The 26,478-nt window shown below is 54.8% G+C and carries 27 protein-coding genes and 1 tRNA gene; 10 read left to right on the top strand and 18 right to left on the bottom strand.

Going from position 1 to position 26,478, the window contains the following annotated elements; all coding sequences use genetic code 11:
• The first annotated feature begins 417 nt into the window (after positions 1–417).
• Positions 418–726 (top strand): hypothetical protein, encoded by a 309-nt coding sequence (locus Abci_RS03885; protein ID WP_048837825.1) that lies wholly within the window; start codon positions 418–420, stop codon positions 724–726.
• 39 nt (positions 727–765) lie between these two features.
• Here the strand turns inward: Abci_RS03885 and Abci_RS03880 are convergent, their stop codons facing one another.
• From Abci_RS03880 to Abci_RS03845, 8 genes are all read right to left on the bottom strand, one after another.
• Complete coding sequence (locus Abci_RS03880; protein ID WP_084597504.1) at positions 766–2,832, bottom strand: DUF262 domain-containing protein; 2,067 nt, start codon at positions 2,830–2,832, stop codon at positions 766–768.
• A 102-nt stretch (positions 2,833–2,934) separates the two neighbouring features.
• A complete protein-coding gene (locus Abci_RS03875; protein ID WP_048837823.1) occupies positions 2,935–4,539 on the bottom strand; it encodes a DUF6538 domain-containing protein in 1,605 nt (534 codons plus the stop codon).
• Between the two features lie 95 nt (positions 4,540–4,634).
• Positions 4,635–4,720: transfer RNA gene (locus Abci_RS03870), tRNA-Leu, on the bottom strand.
• A gap of 92 nt (positions 4,721–4,812) precedes the next feature.
• A complete protein-coding gene (locus tag Abci_RS03865; RefSeq protein WP_048837822.1) occupies positions 4,813–5,511 on the bottom strand; it encodes a M48 family metallopeptidase in 699 nt (232 codons plus the stop codon).
• A gap of 68 nt (positions 5,512–5,579) precedes the next feature.
• Complete coding sequence (locus tag Abci_RS03860) at positions 5,580–6,095, bottom strand: YcgN family cysteine cluster protein (RefSeq protein ID WP_048837821.1); 516 nt, start codon at positions 6,093–6,095, stop codon at positions 5,580–5,582.
• Positions 6,096–6,123: 28 nt separating this feature from the next.
• Complete coding sequence (locus tag Abci_RS03855) at positions 6,124–6,531, bottom strand: hypothetical protein (RefSeq protein ID WP_048837820.1); 408 nt, start codon at positions 6,529–6,531, stop codon at positions 6,124–6,126.
• Positions 6,532–6,586: 55 nt separating this feature from the next.
• Entirely contained in the window at positions 6,587–7,684 is a 1,098-nt protein-coding gene (locus Abci_RS03850) for an extracellular solute-binding protein (RefSeq protein WP_052944758.1), read from the bottom strand.
• 44 nt (positions 7,685–7,728) lie between these two features.
• Positions 7,729–8,847 (bottom strand): ABC transporter ATP-binding protein, encoded by a 1,119-nt coding sequence (locus Abci_RS03845; RefSeq protein ID WP_048837819.1) that lies wholly within the window; start codon positions 8,845–8,847, stop codon positions 7,729–7,731.
• A gap of 68 nt (positions 8,848–8,915) precedes the next feature.
• On the opposite strand from Abci_RS03845, the gene Abci_RS03840 reads away from it, so the two are divergent.
• From Abci_RS03840 to Abci_RS03810, 7 genes are all read left to right on the top strand, one after another.
• The gene (locus tag Abci_RS03840; protein WP_048837818.1) at positions 8,916–9,218 is read left to right on the top strand and encodes a hypothetical protein; all 303 of its coding nucleotides are present in this window, start codon (positions 8,916–8,918) and stop codon (positions 9,216–9,218) included.
• Between the two features lie 39 nt (positions 9,219–9,257).
• Positions 9,258–9,683 (top strand): phage holin family protein, encoded by a 426-nt coding sequence (locus Abci_RS03835; RefSeq protein ID WP_048837817.1) that lies wholly within the window; start codon positions 9,258–9,260, stop codon positions 9,681–9,683.
• Between the two features lie 138 nt (positions 9,684–9,821).
• Positions 9,822–10,319, top strand: a complete 498-nt coding sequence (locus tag Abci_RS03830; protein WP_048837816.1) for a MarR family winged helix-turn-helix transcriptional regulator — start codon at positions 9,822–9,824, stop codon at positions 10,317–10,319.
• A 19-nt stretch (positions 10,320–10,338) separates the two neighbouring features.
• Positions 10,339–10,533: a DUF1656 domain-containing protein gene (locus tag Abci_RS03825; protein ID WP_048837815.1), complete on the top strand. Its 195-nt coding sequence runs from the start codon at positions 10,339–10,341 to the stop codon at positions 10,531–10,533.
• Between the two features lie 29 nt (positions 10,534–10,562).
• On the top strand, positions 10,563–11,474 hold the full coding sequence (locus Abci_RS03820) for a biotin/lipoyl-binding protein (protein ID WP_048837814.1): 912 nt from the start codon (positions 10,563–10,565) through the stop codon (positions 11,472–11,474).
• A gap of 19 nt (positions 11,475–11,493) precedes the next feature.
• Entirely contained in the window at positions 11,494–13,008 is a 1,515-nt protein-coding gene (locus Abci_RS03815; protein ID WP_181015809.1) for an efflux transporter outer membrane subunit, read from the top strand.
• A gap of 16 nt (positions 13,009–13,024) precedes the next feature.
• Positions 13,025–13,309 (top strand): hypothetical protein, encoded by a 285-nt coding sequence (locus tag Abci_RS03810; protein ID WP_048837812.1) that lies wholly within the window; start codon positions 13,025–13,027, stop codon positions 13,307–13,309.
• A gap of 98 nt (positions 13,310–13,407) precedes the next feature.
• Here Abci_RS03810 and Abci_RS03805 read toward each other — a convergent pair whose 3' ends face one another.
• From Abci_RS03805 to hpnC, 8 genes are all read right to left on the bottom strand, one after another.
• Entirely contained in the window at positions 13,408–13,920 is a 513-nt protein-coding gene (locus Abci_RS03805) for a RidA family protein (RefSeq protein ID WP_048837811.1), read from the bottom strand.
• Position 13,921: 1 nt separating this feature from the next.
• Positions 13,922–14,356 (bottom strand): c-type cytochrome, encoded by a 435-nt coding sequence (locus tag Abci_RS03800; protein WP_048837810.1) that lies wholly within the window; start codon positions 14,354–14,356, stop codon positions 13,922–13,924.
• Entirely contained in the window at positions 14,356–15,954 is a 1,599-nt protein-coding gene (locus Abci_RS03795) for a flavin monoamine oxidase family protein (RefSeq protein ID WP_048837809.1), read from the bottom strand. The genes Abci_RS03800 and Abci_RS03795 overlap by 1 nt, the downstream gene beginning before the upstream one ends.
• A gap of 429 nt (positions 15,955–16,383) precedes the next feature.
• Positions 16,384–17,088, bottom strand: coding sequence for a phosphorylase family protein (locus Abci_RS03790; RefSeq protein ID WP_048837808.1), 705 nt, complete (start codon positions 17,086–17,088; stop codon positions 16,384–16,386).
• Positions 17,089–17,093: 5 nt separating this feature from the next.
• Positions 17,094–19,064 (bottom strand): squalene--hopene cyclase, encoded by a 1,971-nt coding sequence (gene shc, locus Abci_RS03785; protein ID WP_048837807.1) that lies wholly within the window; start codon positions 19,062–19,064, stop codon positions 17,094–17,096.
• 60 nt (positions 19,065–19,124) lie between these two features.
• Complete coding sequence (hpnE, locus tag Abci_RS03780; protein ID WP_048837806.1) at positions 19,125–20,423, bottom strand: hydroxysqualene dehydroxylase HpnE; 1,299 nt, start codon at positions 20,421–20,423, stop codon at positions 19,125–19,127.
• Positions 20,424–20,447: 24 nt separating this feature from the next.
• Complete coding sequence (hpnD, locus tag Abci_RS03775; protein WP_048837934.1) at positions 20,448–21,338, bottom strand: presqualene diphosphate synthase HpnD; 891 nt, start codon at positions 21,336–21,338, stop codon at positions 20,448–20,450.
• Positions 21,339–21,414: 76 nt separating this feature from the next.
• Positions 21,415–22,278, bottom strand: coding sequence for a squalene synthase HpnC (gene hpnC / locus Abci_RS03770; RefSeq protein ID WP_048837805.1), 864 nt, complete (start codon positions 22,276–22,278; stop codon positions 21,415–21,417).
• 263 nt (positions 22,279–22,541) lie between these two features.
• On the opposite strand from hpnC, the gene Abci_RS03765 reads away from it, so the two are divergent.
• A complete protein-coding gene (locus tag Abci_RS03765) occupies positions 22,542–22,877 on the top strand; it encodes a YegP family protein (RefSeq protein WP_048837933.1) in 336 nt (111 codons plus the stop codon).
• Positions 22,878–22,946: 69 nt separating this feature from the next.
• On the opposite strand, the gene Abci_RS03760 is transcribed toward Abci_RS03765, so the two are convergent.
• Together Abci_RS03760 and hpnA are read right to left on the bottom strand one after the other, a co-directional pair.
• Entirely contained in the window at positions 22,947–24,200 is a 1,254-nt protein-coding gene (locus Abci_RS03760) for a glycosyltransferase (protein WP_048837804.1), read from the bottom strand.
• Between the two features lie 12 nt (positions 24,201–24,212).
• Complete coding sequence (gene hpnA / locus Abci_RS03755) at positions 24,213–25,208, bottom strand: hopanoid-associated sugar epimerase (RefSeq protein ID WP_048837803.1); 996 nt, start codon at positions 25,206–25,208, stop codon at positions 24,213–24,215.
• Positions 25,209–25,416: 208 nt separating this feature from the next.
• Between hpnA and Abci_RS03750 the strand changes: the two genes are divergently transcribed.
• The gene (locus tag Abci_RS03750) at positions 25,417–26,478 is read left to right on the top strand and encodes a lysylphosphatidylglycerol synthase domain-containing protein (protein ID WP_048837802.1); all 1,062 of its coding nucleotides are present in this window, start codon (positions 25,417–25,419) and stop codon (positions 26,476–26,478) included.

Below are 26,478 nucleotides of genomic sequence, written 5' to 3'. Positions count from 1 at the left end.
TCATAAAACGTGGTAGTTTTTGTTTCTCGGTGGCTTCTTCTCCATCGCATTTGTTAAGGCCGGATGTTTGTCGCATCTGGCTTTTTCATTATTAAAGCATGAAATGTTAATTTATTCAAGTAAAATATAAACTGTAGTTATATGCAAATCATATTATGAATAAAAGTGTATTTTTACTTGACAAAATACCATAAAATGTGCATACTAAAATTACACAAAAACAGTAGTTTGGATGGAGTAGTTCACCATCTGTGTTATGGAAGCCAGATTCTCACAAGTCTGGCTTTTTTGTTGTCCGGATTTCAGGACATCCTTTGTCAAACTGGCTGTCGAGCCATTCCTTGCAATATCCAGTCTTCCTTGCCTGTATTCCTGTCATACTGGTTGGACAGGTCTGTTCAACAGGGAAGGAAACATATGGAAGACACTACGAAAACATGGGGCATCAGGGGTATATCTGCTGATGTCCGGCAAGCTGTCATTACACAGAGCCAGAAGCAGGGCATGAAAGCCGGAGAGTGGTTGACACTGGCTATTCTGGAGAAAATCAGACAGGACAGGAACGCAGGGAAAGCCCTGGTGGCTTCCAATAGGAAACCTGCTGTCAGTGCAGAGGATGCCTCTGCTGTTCTGGCATTGCTGGAACGTCTTCAGGGCATGGGAATTGAACCTCCTGACAGAATGAAGCGAAAAGCTATCACTCTGGTCAGAAGGTGTATGATGTAATGAGGCATACCAGAAGCATGGGGTTTTGATACACAGAGTTTAGATTTTTTTTATGTCTTTTCCTTTTGTTTTATTCTGGCTCGTACTAACGTCAGTGTAATAATATCTTTTTTGATGCAGTCGAGTGTTGGGTTGAACAAAGCTCAATCCAAGCATATCTATTTTTTCAGCATCTTTACCAAAACTTATACCCCAACGTTTTTCGATGAAATCTAGCAAGTGCAAACTTCTGTCCAAAACTGCTTGTGGAGTCCAATCACTATATTTGGCAGATATTTCATTTTCCGCATATGAACCATATATATAACCAACACCATCGGTCGACGATTTTACTTTTTCTGGATAAGATAAATTTGATAGAGATGAGTTTTTAGGTTTGGAAAGCGGTAAAAGATTCCCAATGACATTTTTTAACGCTTCTCGTTGTCCGGATTTTAAGCCTTTGAATTTTTCTCTCCAATATTTATTTTGTGCTTTTTGTGGATATATGTGTTCTATACTTTCATAGTCATCTGCATTTTCTATAAACAGGTTCCAATCTATTTTTTTACGGTCTGTCTTTGAATGTAATTGTATTTCTAGGTTGTATTCAAAAAATAAATAATGAATTAGTTTCCATGAGTAGTAGTTTTTATTTCTGAGATATTCTTTTATTCTTTTTGATCCATCATTATCATTATATTTAAAAATAGTATCATTTTTAATTTTTTCAATAAACTCATTTATATTTATATTTTTATTTTTCAATAAAAGTGCAAAATTCAACATGTCAAAGCAAACTGAATCTGCGCGGGCATAATACCCAGTTGACATCATACTTAGAAAAATATTTCTTTCTATTTCTTTGAAAGCTCTTGTTCGTTCGTTATGATCTTTCGTGCTTAGCATTACTGATAAAATAATTGGATATATAGTATCAATATTAAGTCTATTTAGCTTTGTCAACCAGAAATGATAACTATTCTCATCATTGTTTTCGTGTGGATTAAATATTTCGTACCAAATTTTTACATTTTCTTGTAGGGACATGCTGTATTTATGTATTTTTTGCATGTACTCATCGTCAGCATTTTTATTTTCTTCTCTTTCGGCTAGGATGCTTTTTAAAGTAAATATCTCGCTCAACAAACCTTTGTAGGTCTGGGCGGAGAGAGCCCTGACGACTGCGCGACCTTTTCTATAGTCCTCTGGAGTGCTATATGCTTCCGGGGCTGGTGTTATAAAATGTAGAAAATAATGTGCTCTTAGGAAAAAATCGTCGTCGAGTGGACGATTTTTGTTTTTTCCCAAATAGTGGTAGATTGTTTTCCAGCACTCATTGATAACTGTTCTGAGACCTTTTATTTCTGTTTTATCACTTTCAATTTTTGTGCTTATAAATATCAGGCGATTTTTCAAGAGTTCTAAATAGCTTAGAGGCTTCCCTCTATTGTTCATAGTTTCGAAAGCAACGCAAACATCGACGTCATCAGATATTGTAAAAATATTAAATAATAATTTTTGAGTAACCCTTTGATAGAGGTCGTTTAACTGTATTTTATCAAAATTCTTTATGCAGTCAGAAAAGTAATTTTTGGCGCATAGAAGATTGTTGGTATAAGCCGTAATCTCACTTCTGTCTGAAGGAGATGGTTCACAAAAAATATTGGCTTTTAAAAAGTTATAACTTGGATTATCTTTTTCATAGCCAAAAATATAAGATCTTGAAATACCACTGTCTTTAGAATCAAAAATAAATTTTTTCTGAATCTCTAATTTGGTTGTGTAGTTTAGAGATTCTGAATCTGATGTTAAGCGTTCAGAAATACATTGTATAAGTATAATGCAAGTGGTTAATCTTTGCTGTCCATCTACAACATAATACGGAAAGAAATTTTTAGAATTTATTATCCATTCATCATCTGGCCATGTATTATATATCTCGGGTGATACGGTTTCTAAAGTTAAAACACCAGTATAATGATTCCCAGTTTTTTCAATTTGATTTAAATCTGACCAGAAATCATCTAGCTGTAGTTTTGTCCACGCATACCCTCTCTGATAATCTGGTATGCGAAACAATTTCTCCGTAAACATTTTAGAGAGAGTGCTGAGATTGTTTTTCATCGCTAAAATCCATCATTGAATTAAGAGAAATTATGTTTGTATTTTTTGGGATATAGGTCAAGCTGAAAGTAAAGAATAAAATATTTTCATGTTGTGCTGAATTTATTTTCTCTTTTGTCGGGGGGAGAGTAGACTTCTAGCATCCCAAAACTCAGGATATTTCACGCTTTCTGCGACCTTCTTGAGGTTCACAATATCCACATCATCGAAATAGACAGTGCTTCCGACTGACTTGTCGTGGCTTTCATGTCCAAGAAAGTCATCAATCCAGGATTCACGTAAGCCACCTTCACCATGCTCATGAATATTCCTGAGTTTGGTGGAAACATTATGCCGGAACGAATGGAACACCACGCTCTTGCCAATGCCAAGACGTGATTTGAATTTGCTGAAGTCTCGCTGGAAGTGAGCAGAACGCTTATTGTCCTGCCCCTTAAAATCAATGTCATGGAACAGATAGTGACGCTTCTGGTTCGTGGCTCTTTGTGCAAGGTCAAGCAAACCGGCTTCCTGCAAGGCTGTGCAAATGGGAACAACACGTTTCCCGGCTTCTGTCTTCGCACTCCATTCCGTCCAGGGTTTTCCTTTCAGGGCAGGGTGGTCCTGCACTAAAATGCAGGGAATACCTTGAATCTCCTGAATGTCCTGCGGTCTTAAACGACAGATTTCTTCCAGTCGCATCCCTGTATAAGACGCAATCCCCACAATCATGGAGGCTGTCTTATGGCTGATGGTGCCAAACTGCCAAGGCTGACCAGCAATGGCCTTTAAGTCGTTATCACTCCAGCGCACACGATTGGTTTTGGACTTGGTGTCAAACTGCCAGCCACCTGTGAATACGTTACGGTCCACAAGGTCACGCAGAAGGAAATGCTTCCAAAGTCCGGAAAGCTTGGTGAAATGGTTCTTGACGGATTTCCCAGAGATACGGGCCAGCTTGCGTTTCTTCGCATCTGCCACAAATTCTTGAACTGTCCGGGTGTCGTTGCGCTGTTTGCCATAACTTTCCGGTAGCTGTTCCATCAGGGCTTTGAAATGCCCAACGTCTGCCCCGGTATAATCCCGCATGGGTTTATCCCCACAGACTTCCAGAAAGCGTTTGAAGGTGCGTTCGTAGGATTTGACCACAGTGGATTTGACTGTGGTGTCCTTGCTTTCCAGGAAAATTTTAATCGCTTCTGAAAAGAGGGGAGAAGGTTTCTCCTTCGGAGCCAGAAAGGCTTTCATGTCCTTAATCTGGCTTTGGATATCCGTCAGGGCCGGAAGGGTGGCTTTGGTCTTTTTCAGGTCTGTGACAGTGCGCTCCAGCAGATGCACACTTTTGCCAGTCAGATTTTTGGCTTTCTCCAGTTTTTCCATCTGTTCCAGACTGTCCATGGAATGCCTGAGTTTCTGATGGTCATATTGCGTCTGGAGTTCTGCAATCCTGTGCTGATAGTCCTGAATAAGCAGGTCAAAGAGTTCCCGCACATCTTCAGGCAGTTCATCTCTGATAAAGTTTTCGTCTTCGCTGAGTTCTGTCTTGAGGTGCATTACGGAACGGAACAGCCTTTCGGTCTCTGCGAAAACTGCACACGCATATGGTTTGGCAACCTCGCGTTTGTTAGTGCCAAGGGAGAGCCATAGCTCCTTTTTACCCACAATATCACGGATATGTGAAGGAACGGCCCTGCGGAAATGATACCCGGATTGGAGACGAATCAACATACAGACGGCTCACATTGTAGAAGCCGATTGTAGAAGGTTCGGCTTTTATGGTTGTGGAAAGACCATAAAAGTCAATTAAATCAATATGTTATGAGTGGTGCGAACTGCGGGACTCGAACCCGCACGCCCTTACGGACTGGAGATTTTAAGTCTCCTGCGTCTACCATTCCGCCAAGTTCGCTTCAGGCCAAGTCCGTTTGGGTAGGGCTTTGGTCTGGGTAGGCTGTAGTGGGGTGGTTTTTAGCACGCTGGCGCATTGGGGCAAGGGGGATTTTACTGTGCGCTTAGCAAACTGGTGCCATAAAGCTTGAGCCATGCTTCAGCCTGCTTGCGGTGTGGCGTCAAAGTATCAGTATAGGACCAGAAGTTCGCACTGTGATTCATGTGCTTCAGGTGGGCGAGTTCGTGCGCAATGATATAGTGCCTTACAGGGTGTGGGGCCATTACCAGCCGCCAGGACAGCATGATGCGCCCGGCACTGTTGCAACTACCCCAGCGGCTAGCTGTATCACGAATATCTACTTTGCTTGGGGTGAGGTTAGCTGCTTGTGCAATGTGCCGCAGTTCTTCTGTCAGAAGGATGCGGGCATGGTGTTTTAAAAAATCAGTGACACGCCGGGCAATGAAATCACTTTGGCCAGTAACTATAAGGGTATCACCATCCAGCCATGCGCCGCCGCGCCCCTGTGGCTGATGCTGAATGGTATAAAGTTTTCCGGCGATGGGGATAGTGTTTCCATCTAAAAAAGAAAATGACTGAGACTTTAATTTTTCAAATCGTGCAATAATCCATTTCTGCTGTTTCTGTAGAAAGTCCAAAATATGCTGAAGTGGGTAGGTTGGTGGATAGGTGATGAGCAGAGCTTGCTTTTTTGGGTCAAGACGTAAGGACACGCGCCGCGTTCGGGGGGATGCGCGCCATATCAACGGCACGGTTACAGTACCAAATTGCAGTGTTTCAGGGTGAGGCATAGAGTGAGCTTATGGATAAGGCATACCCGGAAAAATTCGGATAATGCCTTATAAGAACAAAAATTTGATTAACTGGCTTTAGAGCGGACACGACGTATGTGCGGCGGTTGTGCTGGCGTATGCGGTGGAGGAAAAGCGGGCTCGCTGGGCCAGTCGACCAGATAATCTTCCAGGTCGCCAGCTTTACGTTCGCTGATGCAACGGCCAGCAGCGGAAGCACCGGACTGAAAGACACTGTCCTGCGTGCCCGTGATGAGAGGGTGCCATTCAGGAAGGCCCCGATGCTCAGAAAGGCGGCGATACGCACAATCGGGCGGCAACCAGTCTAATTCTGGAATCATTTCGGCTGTGAGCGTGATGCAGTCTTGTACCTTGCGGTGACGTTGCGCGTAGTCTGTGCATTGGCAGGTGGATGTGTCCAGCAGGCGGCAGGCAACGGAGGTATAATGAATGGCATCCGTTTCTTCATCGCGGAGTTTGTGCAGGCAACAGCGTCCACATCCGTCACAGAGGGATTCCCACTGTGGGCGTGACATTTCGTGGAGTGGCGTTGTTTCCCAGAAAGGAGCAGGGGCTTTGGTCATGCCGCCTATCGTAAACGACCGGCCCCTTTCAGGGAAGAGAAGCCTTGATAAGTGCAAATGTTCCCAGCAGACTGATAATCAGGGCCAGAAAAAGCCCGACAGCCAGAGCATTGCCGAGCAGAGGCAGCCACAGCAACGTGAAGCGTGCTTTGCGCCCGGCCCCCAGTTCCTGCGCTGTGGCGGCCCACGACCCCGGCGTATTTTTCAGGCGGGTAAGGGGGGCTAGAGAGATCACAGGCCCAATCAGCACCCCTTGTAAAAGCGTTATAAGAACAGGTCTGGTGCCAGTGCCGGTCAGCAGAAAAGGCAGCAGCAGGGCAAAGGTTGTAGCGGGTAAAACAACCAACAGGAGAAGAGTATGGAGTTTCTGGCCTTGGCGTGTCAGCAATGCCACGCTTAAGACCGCAGCAGCCAGCACTATGCCGGTCAGCGCCATGAGTGCGCTATGCAAAATTAGGAAAAAAGGTGAGGGCACAGGCCGTATTCCGGGTTTAGGGTTCTTCGGCCCAACGCTCAAAGCGGGCGCTTATATCAGCCAGATGCGTGCTCCAGAACGTATCACTGACCGCAATGGCCGGGGGAACATGCTGTAGGTCAGCCGTACCTGATGTGATTTCTGTCAGGGACGGTAGCGAGGGCCAGGCGTTGGCAAAGGCCTGCTTTTGGGTGGGGTGCTCAAGCCAGGCTACCAAAGCTAATGCGGTGTTATCTTGGCCAACTGTTTTAGGCACGCCCCACGCATAGTTAATAGCCAGACGCTGGCCCCAGAAGACGCCAAAGCGTGAACGCTCAGCAAGGGGCAGGTTCAGGATTTCTCCTGTAGGGGCACAGCCCATCAGCGCGCCGCCACTTTTGAGAATACGGGCGGCTTCCTGCGGGGTGGACCACCAGACGATATAGGGGCGGAGCTGGTCAAGCTTACGGAAGGCGCGGTCTAGCCCTTCGCGGCTATCCAACACGCGGTAAAGGGCGTCTGGCGGGACGCCATCGGCTAAAAGAGCGACCTCGAGTGTTGTGCGGGGGTCACGCCGCAGGCTGCGGCGGCCGGGGTGGCGCGCCACGTCCCAGAAGTCGCTCCAGTTGGGAGGACTATCCAGCACGGCGCGGTCCCACACCATGGCGAAGTCTATGGAAGCGGAAGGTTGGCCACAACTGCTGCTGGAACTGTCCATGGGGTCACGCACCAGCAGACCCAGAGAGCAACTGATCTGGAGGGCGCTGTTTTCCATCATGACAGCGGCCCAACGGGTAGGGGCGGTGTTTTCCTGCTTGCGCAGGCTGTCAATCTCTCCGTTCCAGAAAGTCATGGCAACGGTTTGTTTTTCTGTCTGACTGTAGGGCGCAAAAAGCACTTTCTGCTGCACATCTGCAATGGCCCCGCCGAAAGTCAGCACCTTCAGGGTAGGAGAGGCAGGGCTGTGGCGGATGTGCCGATAGGTGCGGGCGTGGACCTCTGCTGTCATGCCGGAGACAGTAATACAGGCGAGCGCCAATGCGCCTAGCCCCCACATGATGCGGGCTGGTGCTGTGTGCGCAGCGCGTGGTGCCGGGGGCACTGTGCGCTGGGTAAAAGCATGAAACAGAGACAAAAGTAGGATGACCTCACACCGTGCAGCCTGAACGTGCTGCTAGTCTAGCCTGATTTATGGTCCATCGGGAAGGCTGTAGCGTTTGCTGTTTGCCAGGCAATCAATGCGGGGCGTCCCGGCTCCAGTTCCCGTGGCATGTGAACAGGGGGACGGTAGGCGATAATTTCCGCGCCATCCTGCAAGCGGAAGCGCATATGAATGCTGTTGCCGATATGGCGGGCCGAGACCAGAGAGCAGAGCAACATGCCCGGTTCATCTGCCGCAGCATCCGGGCTGCGCGGAAACAGAACGGAAAGCCGGTCGGGTTGCACACAAATTGTGGCCAGATCGTTTTCTTCCAGTTCCGGGTTGGCCATGGCTTCCACTGTTTCACCGGAGGGAAGGCGCAGTTCGGCGCAGTCATCTTCCAGCATCAAGACCTTGCCGGTAAAGCTGTTGGCTTCTCCAAAAGCAACGGCCACAGCCTCGCAGGAAGGGCGTTGGAGCAGGGTGGCAGCCGTACCCTGCTGGAGTAGTGCTCCATTCTGCATGATGCCAATTGTGTCCCCCAGCAACAGGGCTTCGGTTCTGTTATGGGTAAGCAGCAGTGTGCTCAGCCCGATGGCGCGTTGCAGTTTTTCAAGAAGAGCCACCAGCCGCGTGGTGCTGCTATGGTCCATCCCGGCAAAGGGTGTTTCCAGCACCACAGCAACGGGGCGCAGGACCAGCAGGCGGGCAAGCTGTGCGCGGAAGGTCTGTTCAGCCGTAAGGGCACGCGGGGCCGTGTCCCGCACCGCATCCAGCCCGAGCAGGGCCAAGGTCTCTGACGTGCGGTAACGCATTTCTGATACGGAGAGCCGCCCGGCCGCCTTGAGGGGGAATAAAATATTCTCGTTGACGGAAAGGTGCGGAAACAGCGGCGTGTGGGGACCAAGCGTACCAATTTGGCGAGATCCCGCAGGTTTTTGCGTTACATCAACGCCGCCGGCTGAAACTGTGCCACCATAGGCAGGCGTATGACCCGCCAGCGCACGGGTGAGAGGGGCAAAGTCTTGCAGGTCCGGCCCGATTCCCAGCAGTGCCACACAATGGCCTTGTGCAACGCGCACGGTCAGGCCAGGCGCATCTGGCTGAGCCATGAAGTTAGAAAGTGCGAGTGGCGGCAAGCCATGCGCTGTATGCATGCAACGGTATCCTGATTAATCCGTTAGTAGGGTATCTTCACTTTTTGAGAGCGAATAGGATTTTTCAAATGTCTTCTGATAAAATCAAGGAAGTAAAAGCTGCTGGTGAAAATGCTGCTGAAACGGCTCGTGATGAAATTGAAGCCGTGAAAGCGCATCTGGAACGCCTGATTACCAAACATATTGTCCCTGCGCTCACCACCGCAGGCGGTAAAGCCGAGAATTTGACCGATCAGGCTGTTGCCAATGCACGTGAACTGGCCAATCATGCGCGCAAAGATATTTCCAAGCAGACGCGTGCTCCGTCCTCTCTTGTCTCCATCGCCATCTCCGGTGTTGTGGGCTTTATCCTCGGTCGGCTCTCACGCTAAGCACTTAATGCGATCTGAACGAAGGTAGTCTCGGAGTCCATGCGTATTTTTGAACTTGGCAGGTCAGCCCTGCATGCCCAATCAAACCTCATGCAGCAAATGGCTATCCGCCTCGGACGCCAGGCTGCGTTCCTGGTGGTTGCCGCTGTGTTTGGCTTTTTTGCTCTTGTTTCCGGGCATGGGCTCCTTTGGGCACTCTTCCTTTTCACGTTCCATTGGGGTCCGGTGACAGCGGCGTTTGCCGTGTTTGCGCTGGACCTTTTTGTGGCGTTGATCTGCGTGCTTTTTGGCCGTCGGTCTTACCTGACAACGGCTGAGGTGGAAGCCCGCATTGCCCGCAACCGCTGCATGAACCAGATGCGCGAGTCCGTGACCATGGCAGCAGTGACTGCCACGGTTGCAAGCTCTCTTGGTCGGCACGGGACCCGCAAGGTGTGGGATGTCATGCGCGGCAAGAAAAACTAATCTTTAAGACAGCCCTGCCTTTGCCCATAGGGTTCCATTCCAATTTTGCATTGGCAGGGTGGCTTTTTTTCTGGAAATGATGTGTCCCTGAATTGTGAGTGTGCAAACAGTTTGCATGCTTGCTAGTATAGGCACATAATGGAACCTCACCCCAACCCTGTAACAATAGCAGAAACCCGCCGCTCCTTCGGGCATCGGCTGGCGCGTCTTGCCGCTGTGTGGCGACGCGAGATTGATGCTGATTTACGGGAGTTTGGCCTGACGGACGCCACATGGCGGCCCATCTATTACCTGAACCTCTCTGCGTCTCCTCTCCGCCAGACAGATCTGGCGCGGTCGCTTTCTCTGGAAGCGCCTTCACTGGTACGCCTGCTGGACGTGCTGGAGAAGCGTGGCTTTATTGTGCGTGCGACAGATGAAGAAGACCGGCGGTCTAAACTTGTCAGCATTACCGATGCCGGACGTGAGATTGCAGCGCTGGTCAGCCGTGCAGCAGATCAGGTTGCGGCACGCCTGACTGCTGAGGTAACCGCCAGAGAGATGGATGACTGCTGCCAGATTTTTGATCGTGTTGAACAGGCCGCAGCCTCACCCAGAGAGTCAGCCTTGGGTGAGCGGGAGAGTGTGCGGTTATGAGTGTAACGAGAATGGCGTCATGCTGACGGAATTCAATCTCTTTGGTGTCTTTATGGCACCTGTGGTGGTGTACGCTCTGGCCGCACTGCCGTTGACCATGTTTGTTCGCTTCGTGCTGTGGTGGAGTGGCGTGCTGGGCTGGTTCTGGCACATCGCTTTGTTCGAAGTCTCGCTGTACGTCTGTATTTTCTGCCTGCTGATCCTGTACGTCTGATCCTCCATAAAGGCTTTTGAGTCTCTGCAATGCCCCTTCTGCGCACCCTGATACGAGTGATCCTGACCCTGGCGGTCGTTTCAATGGCCATTGTTCTGGGGATAACCCTCTGGAACGTGTACATGATTGCCCCATGGACCCGCGATGGCCGTGTGCGCGTGTACGTTGTGGATGTAGCCCCTGAAGTGCCCGGCACTGTGGTGCAGATTCCGGTGGTGGATAACCAGTACGTGCATAAGGGTGACCCGCTTTATGTGCTGGACCCCGTGCGCTTCCGCCTTGCAATCCGTGAGGCGCAGGCACGGCTGGATGGGGCATTGGAAGACCTGAAACTGAAGCGCAATGACGCTCGCCGCCGTATGGGCCTTGGTGGCATTGTGTCAGCGGAAGAGCAGGAAGTCTTTAACTCTAATGTTGCAACCCAGATTGCGGCGGTGGATGCGGCGAGGGCGTCTCTCGACCTGGCTAAGCTGAACCTGCAACGCTCTGTGCTGTATTCTCCAGTCAATGGGTATGTGACCAACCTGAACGTGCGGGTGGGTGACTATGCTCCGGCAGGGCAGGCCCGCATGGCTGTGATTGATGCGGATTCCTACTGGGTTTACGGCTATTTTGAAGAAACCAAGATGTGGGGCGTGCATATTGGTGATGAAGCCCGCGTTAAGCTGATGGGCTACAAACCCATTCTGACCGGGCATGTTGTCAGCATTGCCCGCGGTATTAATGATACTAACGGAACGCCCGACAAGCTGGGTCTACAGGATGTGAACCCCATCTTTACTTGGGTGCGTCTGGCACAGCGTATTCCGGTCCGTATTCATCTGGACCATGTGCCGGATAGCGTCACACTGGCAGCGGGTATGACGGCAACAGTCAGTGTGGGGCCTGAGCCGCGTGGCCGACGCGGTAAGCTGACCACCTGGCTGCAAGATCACCTCTGAGCGCGGCAGGATGCCAACAATGAATCTTCGTCGTCGCCTTGGGCTGTTCATGGCATCGTCCATGCTGCTGTCTGCCTGTACCGTCGGGCCGAACTATCAGCCGGACCGCATGAAAGTGCCGGCAGGCTTTAAGGAAGCGGCGGAAGAACACACCGCCACGCCTGAAGAAATTGAACGCACCAACAAGGAGATGACGGAGTGGTGGGCGTCCTTCAACGACCCCATGCTCACAAGCCTTGTTGAGCAGGCCATTGCCGGCAACTTTGACCTCCAGATTGCAGGCCAGCATATTCTTGCCGAGCGTGCTATTCGGGACCGTTCTGCCTCCCAGTGGTATCCGCAGATGGATGCCAATATCGGCGGCGGGGATGTTCGCTACTCCATCAATATCGACAACTGGCCTATCCGTCCCGGTAACCCATCCAACCGGCCACAGGCGTCCATGATGACGTATGGGGCCATGGCGACATGGGAAGTGGATGTATTCGGCCGTATCCGCCGCGATGTAGAAGCACACGAGCGGGCGGTTGAAGCCTCCATTGAAGGCCGCCGTGCCCTGTTGATGACGCTGCTGTCCGAGTTGGCATCCGACTATATGCTGCTGCGTGTGACGCAGTTGCAGATCAGCATTGCCACAAACAATATTCGGGTTGCGAAGGAAGGGGTGGATCTGTCCAACAAGCTGTATCTGGAAGGTGTGGGCAACACTTTGCAGACAGCGCAGGCTCAGGCTGAGCTGGATGCCCAGATTGCAGCCCGTGAACCCCTGAAAACCCGTGTGTCACAGGTTACACACGCCATTGCGGTCTTGCTGGGTAAAATGCCGGGTGAGCTGGAAGACCAACTCAAGGTTGTGCGCCCGCTGCCTGTTGTTCCGGCTTTCCCCGCCACCATGCCCTCCATTGTCATGGCTAACCGGCCGGACGTGCGTATGGCGGAGCGGAAATATGCTCTGGCCACGGCGCAGATAGGGGTGGCTGTTGCCAATCTGTACCCGCATTTTGTTATTCCGCTGACCTTCAATCCTAATGCCTCGGCCATGTACCAGCTCTTTCAGGTGAATGCCATGAGCTGGCAGTTCCTGATGATGGCCAGCCTGCCCATCATGCATGGTGGTAAGATGACGGCGGAAATTCGCGCGGCTCAGGCCTCGGCTGAGGCTGCCCGGTTGAGTTATCGGCAGACAGTGCTGACGGCCTTCAAGGAAGTTGAAGATGCCATGGCAGCCTGGCATGACGATATTGAATATGCCGAGCAACTGCATAAGGCCGCAGAAGATAGCGCCCTTGCCAGTGAGCGTGCCCGTAAGCTGTATGGTGCGGGTCTTGTCGGCTTTCTGGAAGTGCTGACAACTGAGCGCACGACCTTGAACGCCCAGAACATGGAAGCAATGGCCAAGCTTGAGCGGCTGCGTGATGCCGTGAACCTCTACACAGCCATTGGGGCAGGCTGGAAAGGTGTTCCGCTGACAAACTCTACATTGCCTGTTTCCCTGGAAACCCAGAATGTGCTAGCGCGGGCCTTCAAGCAATAACGCTGGGGGGCTTGCTGTGGCTGGACCATCCTCGATTTACACCCGTCGCCTGATCTGGATTACGGTTTGTTTTGTTGGTGGCTTTGCCCTGTTGTGCGTAAGCGGCTGGGCCATGGTTATTGGCAGCAGCATGTATGACAGTACCCGCGTTACCGTGTTGCGCTGGATTCCCATAGTCATGGGCGTGGTTGCAGTTTTGGCAGGTTTTTATCTGCTGCATCTTCCTGTGCCAGAAGACCCGGAAGACTTCTTTTTGGGAAAAGATGCAGATAGCGAGCTTCAGCAAATGGACGGCAAATAAGGCTGCTTAGCCCTGCCTTAAAGCAGGCTCCATGCCGCTTGCATAAAAAAGCCCCGCGCTCATGGTCATGAGGCGGGGCTTTTTTTGACAGCTCTCTCTTACTTTTTGAGAGGGCGGACTGCTGTGACTTCAATTTCAATCAGCCAGCCGGGGTTGGCCAGTTGGGCTACCGCAAAGGCAGAACGCACAGGCAGGTTGGGCTGCTTTGGGGTGCCGAAATACTGGGTGTAGGCCTTCATCATACCCGGAAAATCAAGCTGCTTGGTGCGGGGGTCTGCCACCATGTAAATATGCATCTGCACAACATCGCTCATGCTGAGGTGCAGTTTGTTCAGCTCCCCTTCAATGCGTTTGAGGGAGGCAAGGGTTTGGGTTTGCGTATCACCATAGGCTTCCAGGCTTTTGGGGGCGGCGGCTGTGTTTTGTACCGGGGCACCCATGCCGCTCAGGTAAACAGTGCTGGCACCAGCGGGGACTTCAACCGCTGTGGAAATTGGAAAATCTCCTGCGCCATGACGAATGATGCCGTCTTCTGCCTGAGCAGCGAGCGGTGCAGCAAGCAGACCACCAGCCAGCAGGCCAGCGCACAGAAGGGGTTTGGAAAACTGCATGTTATTCTTCCTCAACACTCAAATGGGGGCGCATGTCCGTAATATCTTCCGGTTTGAGCGCATCCGTGTAGCTGTTACCAAAATGGGAGCGAATGTAATTGACCACATCCGCAACCTGTTTGTCAGTCAAGAGGCCCGCGAACCACGGCATGCCGCCATAGCCGTTCAGCACAACATAGGCGGGGTAGTCTGCCGCTTTGAGCTTGGGGTTGCCAGCCAGCGCCGGGAAATGGGCCCCGGCTCCTTCAGCCCCTTTACCATCCGCCATGTGGCAGCTCTGGCAGATATGCTTATAAACGGCAGCGCCATCAGGCAGCGCCTGCATTTTGCCTGCAACCGCACTGGCGCTATCGGCCTTGGCTGCGGTGGGTAGGGTAAGGGGGCTGAAGACCACCCCGGCAAGAACCAGAGCAGAAATGCTAGGAATAAGACGCATCAGGCAGCTCCCAGTGTGCGTTTGTGCAGACGGGTTACAGCATCCAGCGCGGAAAGGATGGCTCCTTCCTGCCAGCAGCCAACGTAGGAGGCATGTTCGCCTGCCAGCACGATGCGGTTATCAATGCTGCACAGGGTTTTGTAGTGGGTTTTACGGGCTTCCTCTGTCCACATGGAGCAGCAACCCAGCGTCCAGGGAACACGACTCCAGGCAAAGCTGACGCCGTTGGAAAACTCTTTGCGGTATTGCGGATGAATAGCCGAACCCTGCGCCAGCCCACGTTCAATGCGCTCCTGCGGGGTCATGCCCGCAAAGTCATAGGCAGCAGGCCCGAACATGTAGCCACCCAGCAGCACAGCCGGACCTTTGGAGAAATAGCCATGGCTGGGGTAGGAGATCTGGCTGATCTGTTGGTCGGTAAAGCTGATACCACCATAAATCTGGTCATCTTCCTCCCAGAAGCGGCGTTTGAATTCCAGCCCCAGTTTAACGGAAGAGGCGTAAGGGACAGCCTGAATGGCGGCCTTCATGCCATCACTGACCTGCACGTCCAGCTGGGACAACACAGACAGCGGAATGGTGCAAACACAGTAATCCGCCTGCGCCTGCCGCACGGCTCCGCCATTGGCCATGTCATTATAAGTGACGGTGACACCATGCTCGTTTTGGTGGATGGCGCTGACCTTGCAGTTCAGCGTAATCAGGTCTTTGACCTGACGTGTGAAGCCCTTGCCAATCTGGTCCATGCCGCCAACAGGCTGGAACATGGTGGTTTGCATATCCAGCCGTTCGTGAAAGGCCATCCAGGTCCACAGGCCGGACTTGAGCACTTCTTCCCGCGCAAAGGGGTCAGACGGGATGGGGGCGCCATCAATCCCGCCGCCTTGTGGGCGGGCAAAACCACGGCGCAGAGAACTGGTGTTGCCTTTGGTGTAAGCGTAGTCCTTGTTCAATGCGCCCCAGGACTTCATGGCTGTGCGCAAGTGGTCACGTTCATCCGCTGTGGCAAAGTCATCCAGCTTGTGCTGGTCAATGGCTTTGGCAAGCAGCTCTGCGGTAAAGCCGTTGAAGTCTGACGCAAATTCGCGGTAGCGCACGGCCTTGTCGCCGAAAGCACCGCTGGAATGGAGCCAGCTATTGTGGTTGAGCTCCACAAAGGGCTCCAGCTCTACTCCAAACTCACGGCAATAGTGCAACAGGCCTTGATGATGGTACGGGATACGCCATGGGCCGGGATTGATATAGTTACCCGCTGCAAAGCCAACTTTCTGGGTCGCACCCCCAAGTTCGGTTACGCTGTCCCCACCACGCAGACTGATGTTACGGCCGCCGCTGCGGGTCTGGAATTCCAGTATCTGTACATCATAGCCAGCCTTACGGAGCTCATAGGCAGAGAGCATGCCGGACAGCCCAGCACCCAGCACCAGAATTTTTGTGCCTTTTTTAGCCCCTTTCAGGGCGGGTGCGCCTTTGAAGTCTGTCCCGGTGGCGTGGCCCATGGCGGTCATGGCCTGATACAGTGCTGCGCTGCCAGCCAGAGTGCCAATGCGGGTTAAAAGCTGCCGCCTTGTAGGAGGGAGGGAACGAGCATGTGGCATTCAGTAATCCCGCAAGAGTCGTGAAGAATGCTGCCTATACACAAGGCGTTGGGGCGCCTGGAGCAAAGCATGGAAATGTTGTCTTACCGAAACAGTATGCGATTTGTTTCGGCAAAGCAATATAAACACGCAGGCAGTTAGCCGGGAATTTTGACAAAAAATATGCGCAGGATTGCCCGTGCTGCTGAGAGCGAATGGGCGCGCAAAAAATGCTCAAGGTGTCCTTTTAGGGAGAGGGAAATAGCGGGTATTTTTACCGAGTGCCCTTGGAGAGGCTGCGCTGTTGCGAGCAGGGGCATGGACGTGCGCGGGGAAGAGACAGCCTGCAAACCGGCTATTTTATGGCCTGTAATGGGAGCAGTGCCGGTGGCATTGAGGCCGCAGGCTCCAGCGTATCAAGACGTGTATTGATACGCTGTGGGCTGGTTTTTAACCCTCGGCCAGACGGATAAAGGCGCGGAGTGTGCGTTGTTGCGTCAGAAAGGTCTGCATTGCGGTGCGGGCTTTGCCTGCATCGCGCCCGAGGGCGATTAGGGCAGGAATTTGCGTGGGCTTGCGGAGTAAGGATCCGGCCAAAGCCCCGATATTCAACCCACCATCAGGAGACAGCACGGCGGCTGCAACAGGGGGTAGAGTCCGGGTGGCAGGGTCACACACCACACGCAGCACTGCAAAGGGAAGCCCCGCTTCCTCCGCCGTGCGGGCCAGAAACCCACTTTCCATATCCAGCGCAGCGCACCCGGACTCCGCAAACAGTCTGGCTTTTTCTTCTGCTGTCAGGACCACATGGTCACTATGGAGCAGCGTGCCCCCTAGCGTGGCAGGCTGGGTACCCCCCAGAATATGGCGTAGCGTTGGGTCACACCGGTAGCGGGTGCCCCACGCCTGCACGGCCTCTGGCACAATCAGCGTGCCTGCGGGCAATGCAGGGTCCAGCCCTGCTGCCAACCCGAAGGAAAGCAGGCAATCGGCTCCGCAAGCGGCAAGGCGTGCTGCTTCCCGTTGTGCGCCGGTGCGTGTGGCACCGCTGGCGGCAATGGCCGCATGCGGGAAGATGTGCCGGATGAATTTGGCCTCGGCTTTGAGCCCGACCAGAATACCCGGCTTTGTCGGGGCACTATGCGCTGGGGTCATGCTGCTCAGAACCCGAAGGCGACACGGCGGCTGTTGCTGCTTTCCAGATTACGGTAGCGGGCCAGCGCCATGAGCGGGAAGAACTGCTTGTAACCATGGTAACGCAGGTAGAACACTTTGGGGAAGCCGACGGCATTGTACGGGTCTTCATGCCATTCCCCATGTTCATCCTGCTGGCTGGCCAGCCATGTCATGGCTTTGCCTACAGCCGGGTCATCCCGGCGGCCAGCAGCCATAAGGCCCAGTGCAGCCCAAGCCGTCTGGGATGGCAGGCTTTCACTATAAACGCCGTGGGCAGCACCTTCATAGGTTTCACAGCCTTCGCCCCAGCCGCCATCTTCACGCTGTACGGACCGCAGCCATTCTACAGCACGCACAACAGACGGATCATCATGTGACACGCCAGCAACGTTGAAGGCGCACAGCACGGACCATGTACCGTAAATATAGTTGGTGCCCCAGCGGCCAAACCAGGAGCCATCCTCTTCCTGCTCGGCCCGCAGGTAGGCAATGGCCCGGTCAATGACGGGCTGATCCTCTACATGGCCAAGCTGTTTCAGGAAGGAGATGCAGCGGGCGGTTACGTCTGCCGTGGGCGGGTCCAGCAGGGCACCGTGGTCAGAGAACGGAATGTGGTTGAGAATTTCCTTGTCGTTATCAATATCAAAGGCACCCCAACCGCCGTTGGTGCTCTGCATGCCAATAATCCATTGGCGGGCCCGCTCAAGGGCTTCAGCGTTGGCGGGGTCGCCTTCACGGTGCAGCAACATGCCCACAACGGCAGTATCATCCACGTCCGGATAATGGTCATTGCCGTACTGGAAGGCCCACCCACCGGGGGCCAGGTCTGGCTTATTGATGGCCCAGTCTCCCTTGACGGTGAGAATCTGCTTCTCACGCAGCCATGCGCTGGCTTTGCGGAGTTCTGCCAGGGTTTCTTCCGGGGCAATGCCCTGTGGGCCGGACGCGGCTTCCAGCATGGCGTGGCCTGACAGGCCCGTATCCCAGATAGGGGACACGCACGGCTGGCAGTAGGCTTCATCTTCCTTGATCACCAGCAGCTTCTGCACGGCTTTCCAGGCTGTGACGGCGCGCGGGTCTGTATCTGGCACGCCCAGCGCACGATACATCATCACCACATTGGCCATGGCCGGGTAAATTGCGCCCAGACCATCTTCCCCATTCAGGCGGGGTTCAATGAAGTCTATGGTCGCCTTGATGGCTTTCTGGTGCGTTTTGGCGGGAATAAGGGGGATAAGGGGGCGCAACACTGTGTCCAGCCCCTTGAACATGCGGCCCCAGGCAGAGCGATATGGCCCACGGATCCAGTCTTTCACGGCATCAGGCTTGGTAACAAACAGTTCCTGCACGTGAATGCCACGGGGGTTGATGGCTTTTGGCTTGAGCGCTGCCAGAACCAGCAGCGGCGCTATAACCGTGCGCGACCAGTAGGACATGTTCCAGACGGAAAAGAAGGCCTTGCGGGGCAGCAGCATCAGCTCAATGGGCATGACCGGTGTTGCGTGCCAGGGCACTTCTCCAAACAGAGCAAGCTGGCAGCGGCAGAACACGTTGGAGCGCTCAGCGCCGCCGTGGTCCAAAATGGCTTCCCGCGCACGGCGCATGTGCGGGGCGTTTATGTCCTCGCCTGTGGCCTTGAGGGCAAAATAGGCTTTGACAGAGGCAGAAAGATCAAACTTGCCGTTATGGTACAGCGCCCAGCCGCCATGGTCCTCGCTTTGGGTGCGGCGGAGGTAAGCGGCAATTTTCTGCTGGAGGGGGTCATCAATCCGGTCCAGATAATGCTCGAGCAGCACATATTCGGACGGGATGGTGGCATCCGCCTCCAACTCATAGACCCAGTGGCCGTCTTTTTGCTGGCGTTTGCCCAATGCGGCCTGTGCGGTGCTGACCACACGGTCCAACTCTTCCCGGGAGAGGAGTGTTTCGGAAAGAGCGCTGCCATTAACGGCCATAGTGAATAGTCCTTTCTGTTATGGTGTAAACCGGCCAAAAAGAGAGAGTGCCGCTCTGCCTCAGGATGGGCGGCGTAACCCCAGAGTATAGACAGCCTGCACCCCGGAGCGCATAGCGCCTTCCAATGTGGCGGGCAGGCCTGTTGCCGTCCAGTCCCCTGCAAGGGCAAGATTGACCAGAGCCGTTGCCGGACCTGGGCGCAGACGGTTCTGGGCGGGGGTGGCGGCAAAGGTTGCCCGTTTTTCCCACACAATACGCTGGTGTGGTGGTGTGGCAGGCAAGGCGGTTTTCAAAACCGGGTCACAGGCGCGGCGCACGTCATGCCAGATGGTGCTGGCCAGAGTGTCCTGATCCTGTGTGGCAAAACGGTTGGCGGCACTGACGGTGACAGACAGAATGTCATTCCGCAGGAACACCCATTCCGCAATGCTCCCCACCAGCCCCATAAAGCCGCTTTGGGCAAAAGTGCCCAGCGGTTGCGGGGCCTGATCCAGACGGAAATGGAGGTTGAGGATGCTCTCAAACTCATCTGGCGCGCTAAAGCCGGGCAGACGGTCGGCCAGCAGGCTGGAGGCCACGGGTGCTGGCACCGCCAGAATGACGGCATCTTCCGTCATGACAGGGAGTACGCCTTCAGAAGTGTGCAGCGCCGTAACACGCCCGCGCTCACAGTCCAGAGCGGTAATACGGCTTTGGGTACGGACCTCCACCTGCATGATGGCAAGATGCGCCAGAGCCGGGTCCACCAGTGATTCGGACAGGCCATCTTTGGCATACCATGGCAGGCAGGCATTCCCCCCTTGAGAGAGGGATTCCCGCACAACCGCTCCTAGCAGGGCGGCGCTTCCTGTCTCGCAGGACGTATTGAGGGCGGAAATGGCAAAAGGTTCAAGCAACCTGCGGGAAAACGCGCCGGGCAACAGGCAGTCTGCAACGGTCTGGTCCCCTGTGGCGGCCATCAGCTTTTGCAGGCTGCGCAGTTCAACAAGGCGCATATCTGGCACACGCTTGTGCGGCTGAAACACCCACCACGGCACTTTGCCGCGGGAGAGGTCCAGCGTCCACCGGGCCTCTTCCTTCAGGTCCACAAATGGGAAAAGGGGAGCGCCGGGGCCTGTCAGGGTGTCTGTAGCCCCTGTCATGGCCAGGTAGCGGAACACGGTTTTATTGGCAGAAAGCAGTAGGTGGTTGCCGTTATCAATCCGGCAGCCAAGCTGGCGGTCTTCATAAGACCGGGCGCGGCCACCACAGGCCCGCCCGGCCTCATGCAGGATAATGTGCTTGCCACAGCCTGCCGCTTCAACGGCGGCGGCCAGACCCGCCATACCGCCACCAATAATATGCAGTGTTCCTGCCATTGTTTTTGCCGCCTGCGCTGGTGGTTACGGAATGTAAGAGGATGCCAGTGCGTAGGCCTTGCTCAGGGCAGAGGTCTTGGGCCGAGCCAGCAGAACCTCCTGCGCCCAGCCCCGTTTGCATAGTGCTACCAGAATGGACTCGTAACTGGCCCCCATAATGCGGGCAGGCAGCATGGCTTTGGGTGTGCACAGCTTCATGGTGGCAAAAGCTTTACGGAAGTGGTCCTGCGCACGTGCGGCCAGAATGCGGGCTACATCTTCCAGCCCCGGCGCAGACAGCGCCTGAATGGGGTTAAGCGGCACATGAAAGCGGTTCAGCAGGTCTGCTGGCAGATACAGGCGGCCGCGGGCTGCGTCTTCTGCAATATCGCGCAGGATATTGGTGATCTGAAGGGCGCGGCCCAGATGGTAAGCTACCTTCTGCGCGTTGTCTGAACTATCCCCAAACACATAGACGGACAGGCGGCCCACGGCAGAGGCAACGCGGTCACAATACAGGTCCAGCGTTTTTTCATCCGGGGCGACAATGGCGTTCTCGGCATCCATGATCATGCCGTCAATCACCGCGTCAAAATCAGCCTGACGGAGGGAGAAGAAGCGTATTGCGGCCATAAGCACCCGCTCCAGCGGGTCATGGGCCTCACCTTCATAAAGTCTGGCAATGCGGGCGTGCCATTCTTCCAGTTCCGCCTTGCGCTGGGGCAGGGGGTCTGAGCCATCGGCAATATCATCCACCACGCGGCAGAACGCGTAAATGGCGTACATGCCATAACGGCGCATGGGGGGTAGAATACGCATGCCGGCGGCAAAGGATGTGCCGGCCTGTTTTACAGTGCTTTCCACCCAAGCCAGATCTGCCGGGTTGCAGCCAAGAGGGGTTGGCTGGTCATGCGTCTGAATATCTTCGGCTGTCACGCGCGTTCCACCTGTCTGTTGGGGATCATGAAAAGAAGTGAGGGTCTTTTTACAGAACTTACCCGTGGGGGAAAGGTCAGGGCCATACCCGCAGGGCCGCAAGCCCTGCATGGAGGACATCCGGCTTGGTCAGGGCTACGCGGCTGGCAAGGGGGTCCTGCCGGCGCAGGCGCAGGGTCAGGCGCTGGGCAAGGGCCACAATGGCGGCACATTCCATACGGAAGCGGCGGTCCTTCATATGGCCGGGCAGGCTGGCGGCCTGACGGTTTAGTACGTCCACACCATCCAGCAGCGTGTTAAACACCCGGCGCAGGCGTGGGGAAGTCCGCCCGGCCTCAAGGTCTGACACGTCTGCCCCGGCCAGCCGGAGCAGGTCAGATGGCATGTAGCAGCGTTTCAGACGCAGCAGGTCCTTCTGGCAGTCCTGCAAATGGTTGAGAATTTGCAAGGAGGTGCATAGCGCGTCTGACGCGGGGTAGGACTCCGGGGTTTCCTTATGAAGGTCGATCAGAAAGCGCCCTACGGGGTTAGCCGAGTATTTGCAGTAGCGCAGCAGGTCGTCCCACGTTTTGTAGTCTACCCCGTGGGAGTCATCCCGAAACGCGATCAGCAGGTCCGTAGCGGTTTCAAAGGGCACGCCGGTGCTGATGAGGGAGGTGCGGAGCGTTGCAGCGCTCATGGCGTCCGGGCGCATGATGGGCTCACGCTTGCCAAGCAAGACATCTTCCATGGCGTTTAGACGGGTGATCTTGTCTTCCGGGCTGAGGGTTTCACAGTCCGCAATATCGTCAATAACACGCGCATAGGCATAGTAGGCGTGCACGTGGGGCCGCAGTTCCTTGCTGAGCAGAAAGGAGCCTACGGGAAAGTTCTCGTCTGATGCGCCTTTGCCTGAGGAAACATCGGCCTTGCCCCAGACGGAGGAGGATGTTTCGGTCATGCGTGGTCTCTCGGCTGGTGGGCTGTCATAGCCCGGACCTTTACACGCTCTTTTTGCAACTGCCTACTCCCGCCCGGTATGGCGGTGTTTCCCCCACCGCGTAAGCCGGGCGGGAAACCAAAGGCTGTATGGGGCGGGTGGTGCGCCCTTGTGCAGGGAACCGGCATACGGTCTTTTTCTGCGGTTTTTTATGCGTATTTCTGACATGATTACCGTGTTGAGTACCGGCTTACTCACCTATCAGAATGGAGGAAAAGGGCATCATGGCGGCCAAGTTTGAACTTTATAAAGACAAAGCTGGTGAATACCGTTTCAGGCTGAAGGCAGGGAATGGCGAGATCATTCTTGCCAGCGAAGGCTATACGAAGAAGGACAGCGCCCAGCACGGCATTGAGTCCGTCAAACAGAACGCGCCGGATGATGCTCGCTATGAGCGCAAGGATGCCAAGTCTGGCAAACCCATGTTCAACCTCAAGGCCCGCAACGGCGAGGTTATTGGCACGAGCGAGCAATATGAGAGTGTGGCCGGGCGTGACCACGGCATTGAGGCCGTAAAGAAAGCCGCGCCGGATGCAACCGTACACGACCTGACCCACTAACCACCCTTCGGTTGGTCACTATAAAAAAGGGGAGCCAGTGGGGCTCCCCTTTTTGAGTGCAGGTCAGTTTTAGTGTGGCCTGCGGGACTGCTGGCCGGAGCGGCGAGGGGCTGCGGTATCAGATACGGCCTCCCGTGCAGGGGTGTCCACAGTCTGCTTGCCGCTATTGGGAATGGCATCCCGGTACGCACGGTTTTTCCACACTACGCCCCGGCCCCGGTAATGGTTGAGGGCAGAGCCAAGTGTGGCCGCAGTATAGAAAAGCGCCACAAGCGGTAGTGCCAGCGCCCAAAGCGGGGAAATACGGAACCGCCGCAAGGTCGGCAGGAAAGAGGCCATGGATGTCAGCCATGTTGCCAGCCCCACCCATTGCACAACCCCATGGCCAAACAGGGCCAGCAGGCCAGGTGCCACCCAGACCACCAGCATGGCCAGAACGGTCAGCACCAGCAAAATGGCGGAGAAATGGAGCTGCACATAAGCTGTGCGGGCAATCATGTTCCAGACATCTGCCGCGCGTGGGTAAGGGCGGATGGATTTGGCCAGGCAGGAATGCCCCAGATAAAGCCGCCCGCCAGTCTGCTTGACGCAGGAGGCCAGCGTACAGTCATCAATCAATGCGCCACGGAGGGCGGCAATGCCCCCAATTTCAGCCAGAGTGTCCCGCCGGATCAGGATAGTTCCACCAGCGGCCCCCGCCGTGCGGCTGGCCGGATTATTGACCTTGGCAAACGGGTAGAGCAGGGCAAAAAAGAATACAAAAGCGGGTACCAAAGCCCGCTCTGCCAGGCTTTCACACTGAAGTTCCACCATTTCAGACACCATATGCAGGGCGTCTGTCTGGGCTTTGGCAACCAGTGTGGCAATGTGGGCCGGAGCATGCACGATATCTGCATCGGTCAGCAGAATATAGCCGCCGGTTCCGGCGTTCTGGCGGTTGGCTTCCGCCACACCTTGGGAGACGGCCCAGAGCTTGCCGCTCCACCCTGCTTCAGGGTCCGCACCGTCCAGCACGGTCAGCCGCTTGTGCGGGTCGGGCAGGGCGCGGGCAAGGGCGCCGGTTGCATCCTCGCTACGGTCATTGACCAGAATAAGGGAAAGTTTGCCGGGGTACTCCTGCATCAGCAGGGAGGAGAGGGCGGTTTCTATGGACGCCGCTTCATCCCGTGCCGGAATAACAACCGTTACTTCCGGGGCTATAGTGGCTGTGTGCGTCTGGGGCGGGATGGGCTGTAAAATCGGCCCCCCCTGCCAGAATTTTCCGTGAAAGAAAATCAGCCCGAACCAGATAACTGCGGATAAAATGGCCAGAGCAAGCAGCATGTGCCGTACTCCTTATTTCAGCATACCGTTATTACGGAACCATGTGATGGCATCTTCAACAGCCTTGCGGGCCGGGCGCGGCGCATAGCCCAGGTCCTGCATGGCTTTGTCTGAAGAGAAGAACATTTTCTTGCGGGACATAGCCAGCATTTCCCGCGTGACGCGCGGAGAGAAGCCAAAAGAGCGGGACAGCCACTCAGAGGCCACAGCCACCGGCCAGATCACGTTCTGGGGCAGGCTGATACGCGGCGGGGGCACATGGGCAATTTCAGAGACCATGGCAAACAGGTCCCGCAGCAGATAGTTCTGGCCACCCAGAATATATTTCTCGCCAATGGTGCCGCGTTCCAGCGCCAGCGCATGGCCCTCTGCCACATCATCCACATGTACGATGTTCACGCCTGTATCCACATAAGCGGGCATACGTCCGGCAGCACAATCCAGAATCATTTGCCCGGTAGGGGTGGGTTTGATGTCGCGGGGGCCAACGGGGGTGGAAGGGTTAACAATAACCGCTGGCAAGCCCTGCTCCTTCACAAGGCGCAGCACCTCCTGCTCCGCCCGGTATTTGGAGCGCTTGTAAATGCCAATCACCCCGTGTTCATGCACGGGCGTGTTTTCATCAGACACGGTGCCATCACCAACCAGGCCGAGGGCCGCCACGGATGAGCAATAGACAATGCGTTCAACGCCTGCCTTCTGGGCTGCCAGCATGAGCAGGCGCGTGCCCTCCACGTTGGCGGTCATCATGGGGGCTGGGTCTGGCACCCACAGGCGGTAGTCTGCGGCCACATGAAACACATAGCGGCAGCCTTCAACGGCGCGCGCAAATGTGTCCGGGCGGGAGAGGTCACCTTCCACCAGCTCGGCGGGGATGTCGGCAATGTTGCGTCGGTCACTGCCTTCGCGCACCATCAGCCTCAAGGAGTGTCCGCGTTCCAGCAGGGTGCGGGCTACAGCAGAGCCAACAAAACCTGTGGCACCGGTGACAAGCGTATGGGCGGTCATGAAAGGGCGCTCCCACAAGGGTATGAAATAACACGGTACAGAGACCGAACAGATGGTCTGCTTCTTTATCCTGCCGCCCAAGGTGGCGCCAGACCCTATGCTGGTGTAAGTGGACGGTCACACAAGAACATACCCCCCCTGTCCGCCAACGAGAGGCAGGGTGCTGGGAGGCCCAAAGGGGGCATCCTGGGGAGATAGAGCTTAGGCATTGAAAAAGCTTACTATTTTTCTCACTTTGCTCGGCCTGGTGGCCATTACTGCAGCCGTTGCCTGGAGTGGCTTTGGCTCTGTCATGCACGCTGTCATGCGTATTGGTCTGGGCGGGTTCCTTCTCATGGTATGCTGCCAGTTGGCCGTGAATGGCGTGCTGGGGTTGGCCTGGTATTCCGCCGTGCCTGAGATTGGATATCTGCGCCTGCTGGGTGCGCGCATGGTGCGGGATGCAGCGGCCACATGCCTGCCTTTCTCCCAACTTGGGGGGATTGTTATTGGCATACGGGCAACGTGCTCTGGCCACGGCTTTCATAAGCGCGACTCTCGCGCGGTGGACCTGCCGGAGGCTACTGCGGCCAACCTTGTGGATATTACAACCGAGGTCATGGGCCAGACGGCCTTTGTGCTGCTGGGTGTGGCTTTTCTTGTGGCGCACCAGCGCAACAGCCCGTTTGTGGTGCCGGTTATCTTCGGGGCTGTGTTCCTGATGGTGGGAACGGCAGGCTTTGTCTGGACCCAGCGTAACGGTGGCCACATCTTCCGCCGGTTGGGGAGCAAGTTTTCCAGCAGTCTGGCAGCCCAGTGGCACGATAATCTGCTGACCGGTGCTGGAAACCTGCAAGAACGGATGGAGGCGGTGTGGAGCCACCCCTTGCGTATTTGTGGCTCAGCTTTTTACCATTTTCTGGGCTGGATCAGCAGTGCCGCCATGCTGTGGCTGGCTGCCAACCTGATGGGCGCGGGCCTGAGCTTTCCTAACGCCATTGCTGTAGAAGGTGTGACCTGCGCCATCATGTCCGTCGGGTTTTTGGTGCCGGGTAGCCTTGGTGTGCAGGAGGGGGCCTATATTGCGCTCGGCCATGCCTTCGGGCTTGAGTCCTCCGTCTCGCTGGGGCTGTCACTGTTGCGCCGGGGGCGTGAGCTGGCGCTGGGTATCCCTGTCCTGCTGCTGTGGCAGTTTATGGAAATGCGGGGTCTGCGGGCCACCACGCGGCCTGAACCCGTACAGACACCAGATGCGGCTTATGTGCCAACCTCTTCCGTGGTGAAAGAATAA

This window comes from Acetobacter cibinongensis, from assembly GCF_000963925.1.
In the GTDB taxonomy this organism is placed as follows: Bacteria; Pseudomonadota; Alphaproteobacteria; order Acetobacterales; family Acetobacteraceae; genus Acetobacter; species Acetobacter cibinongensis.
The sequence above is the reverse complement of the archived record's forward strand: the minus strand, read 5'-3'. Positions and strand labels throughout refer to the sequence as shown.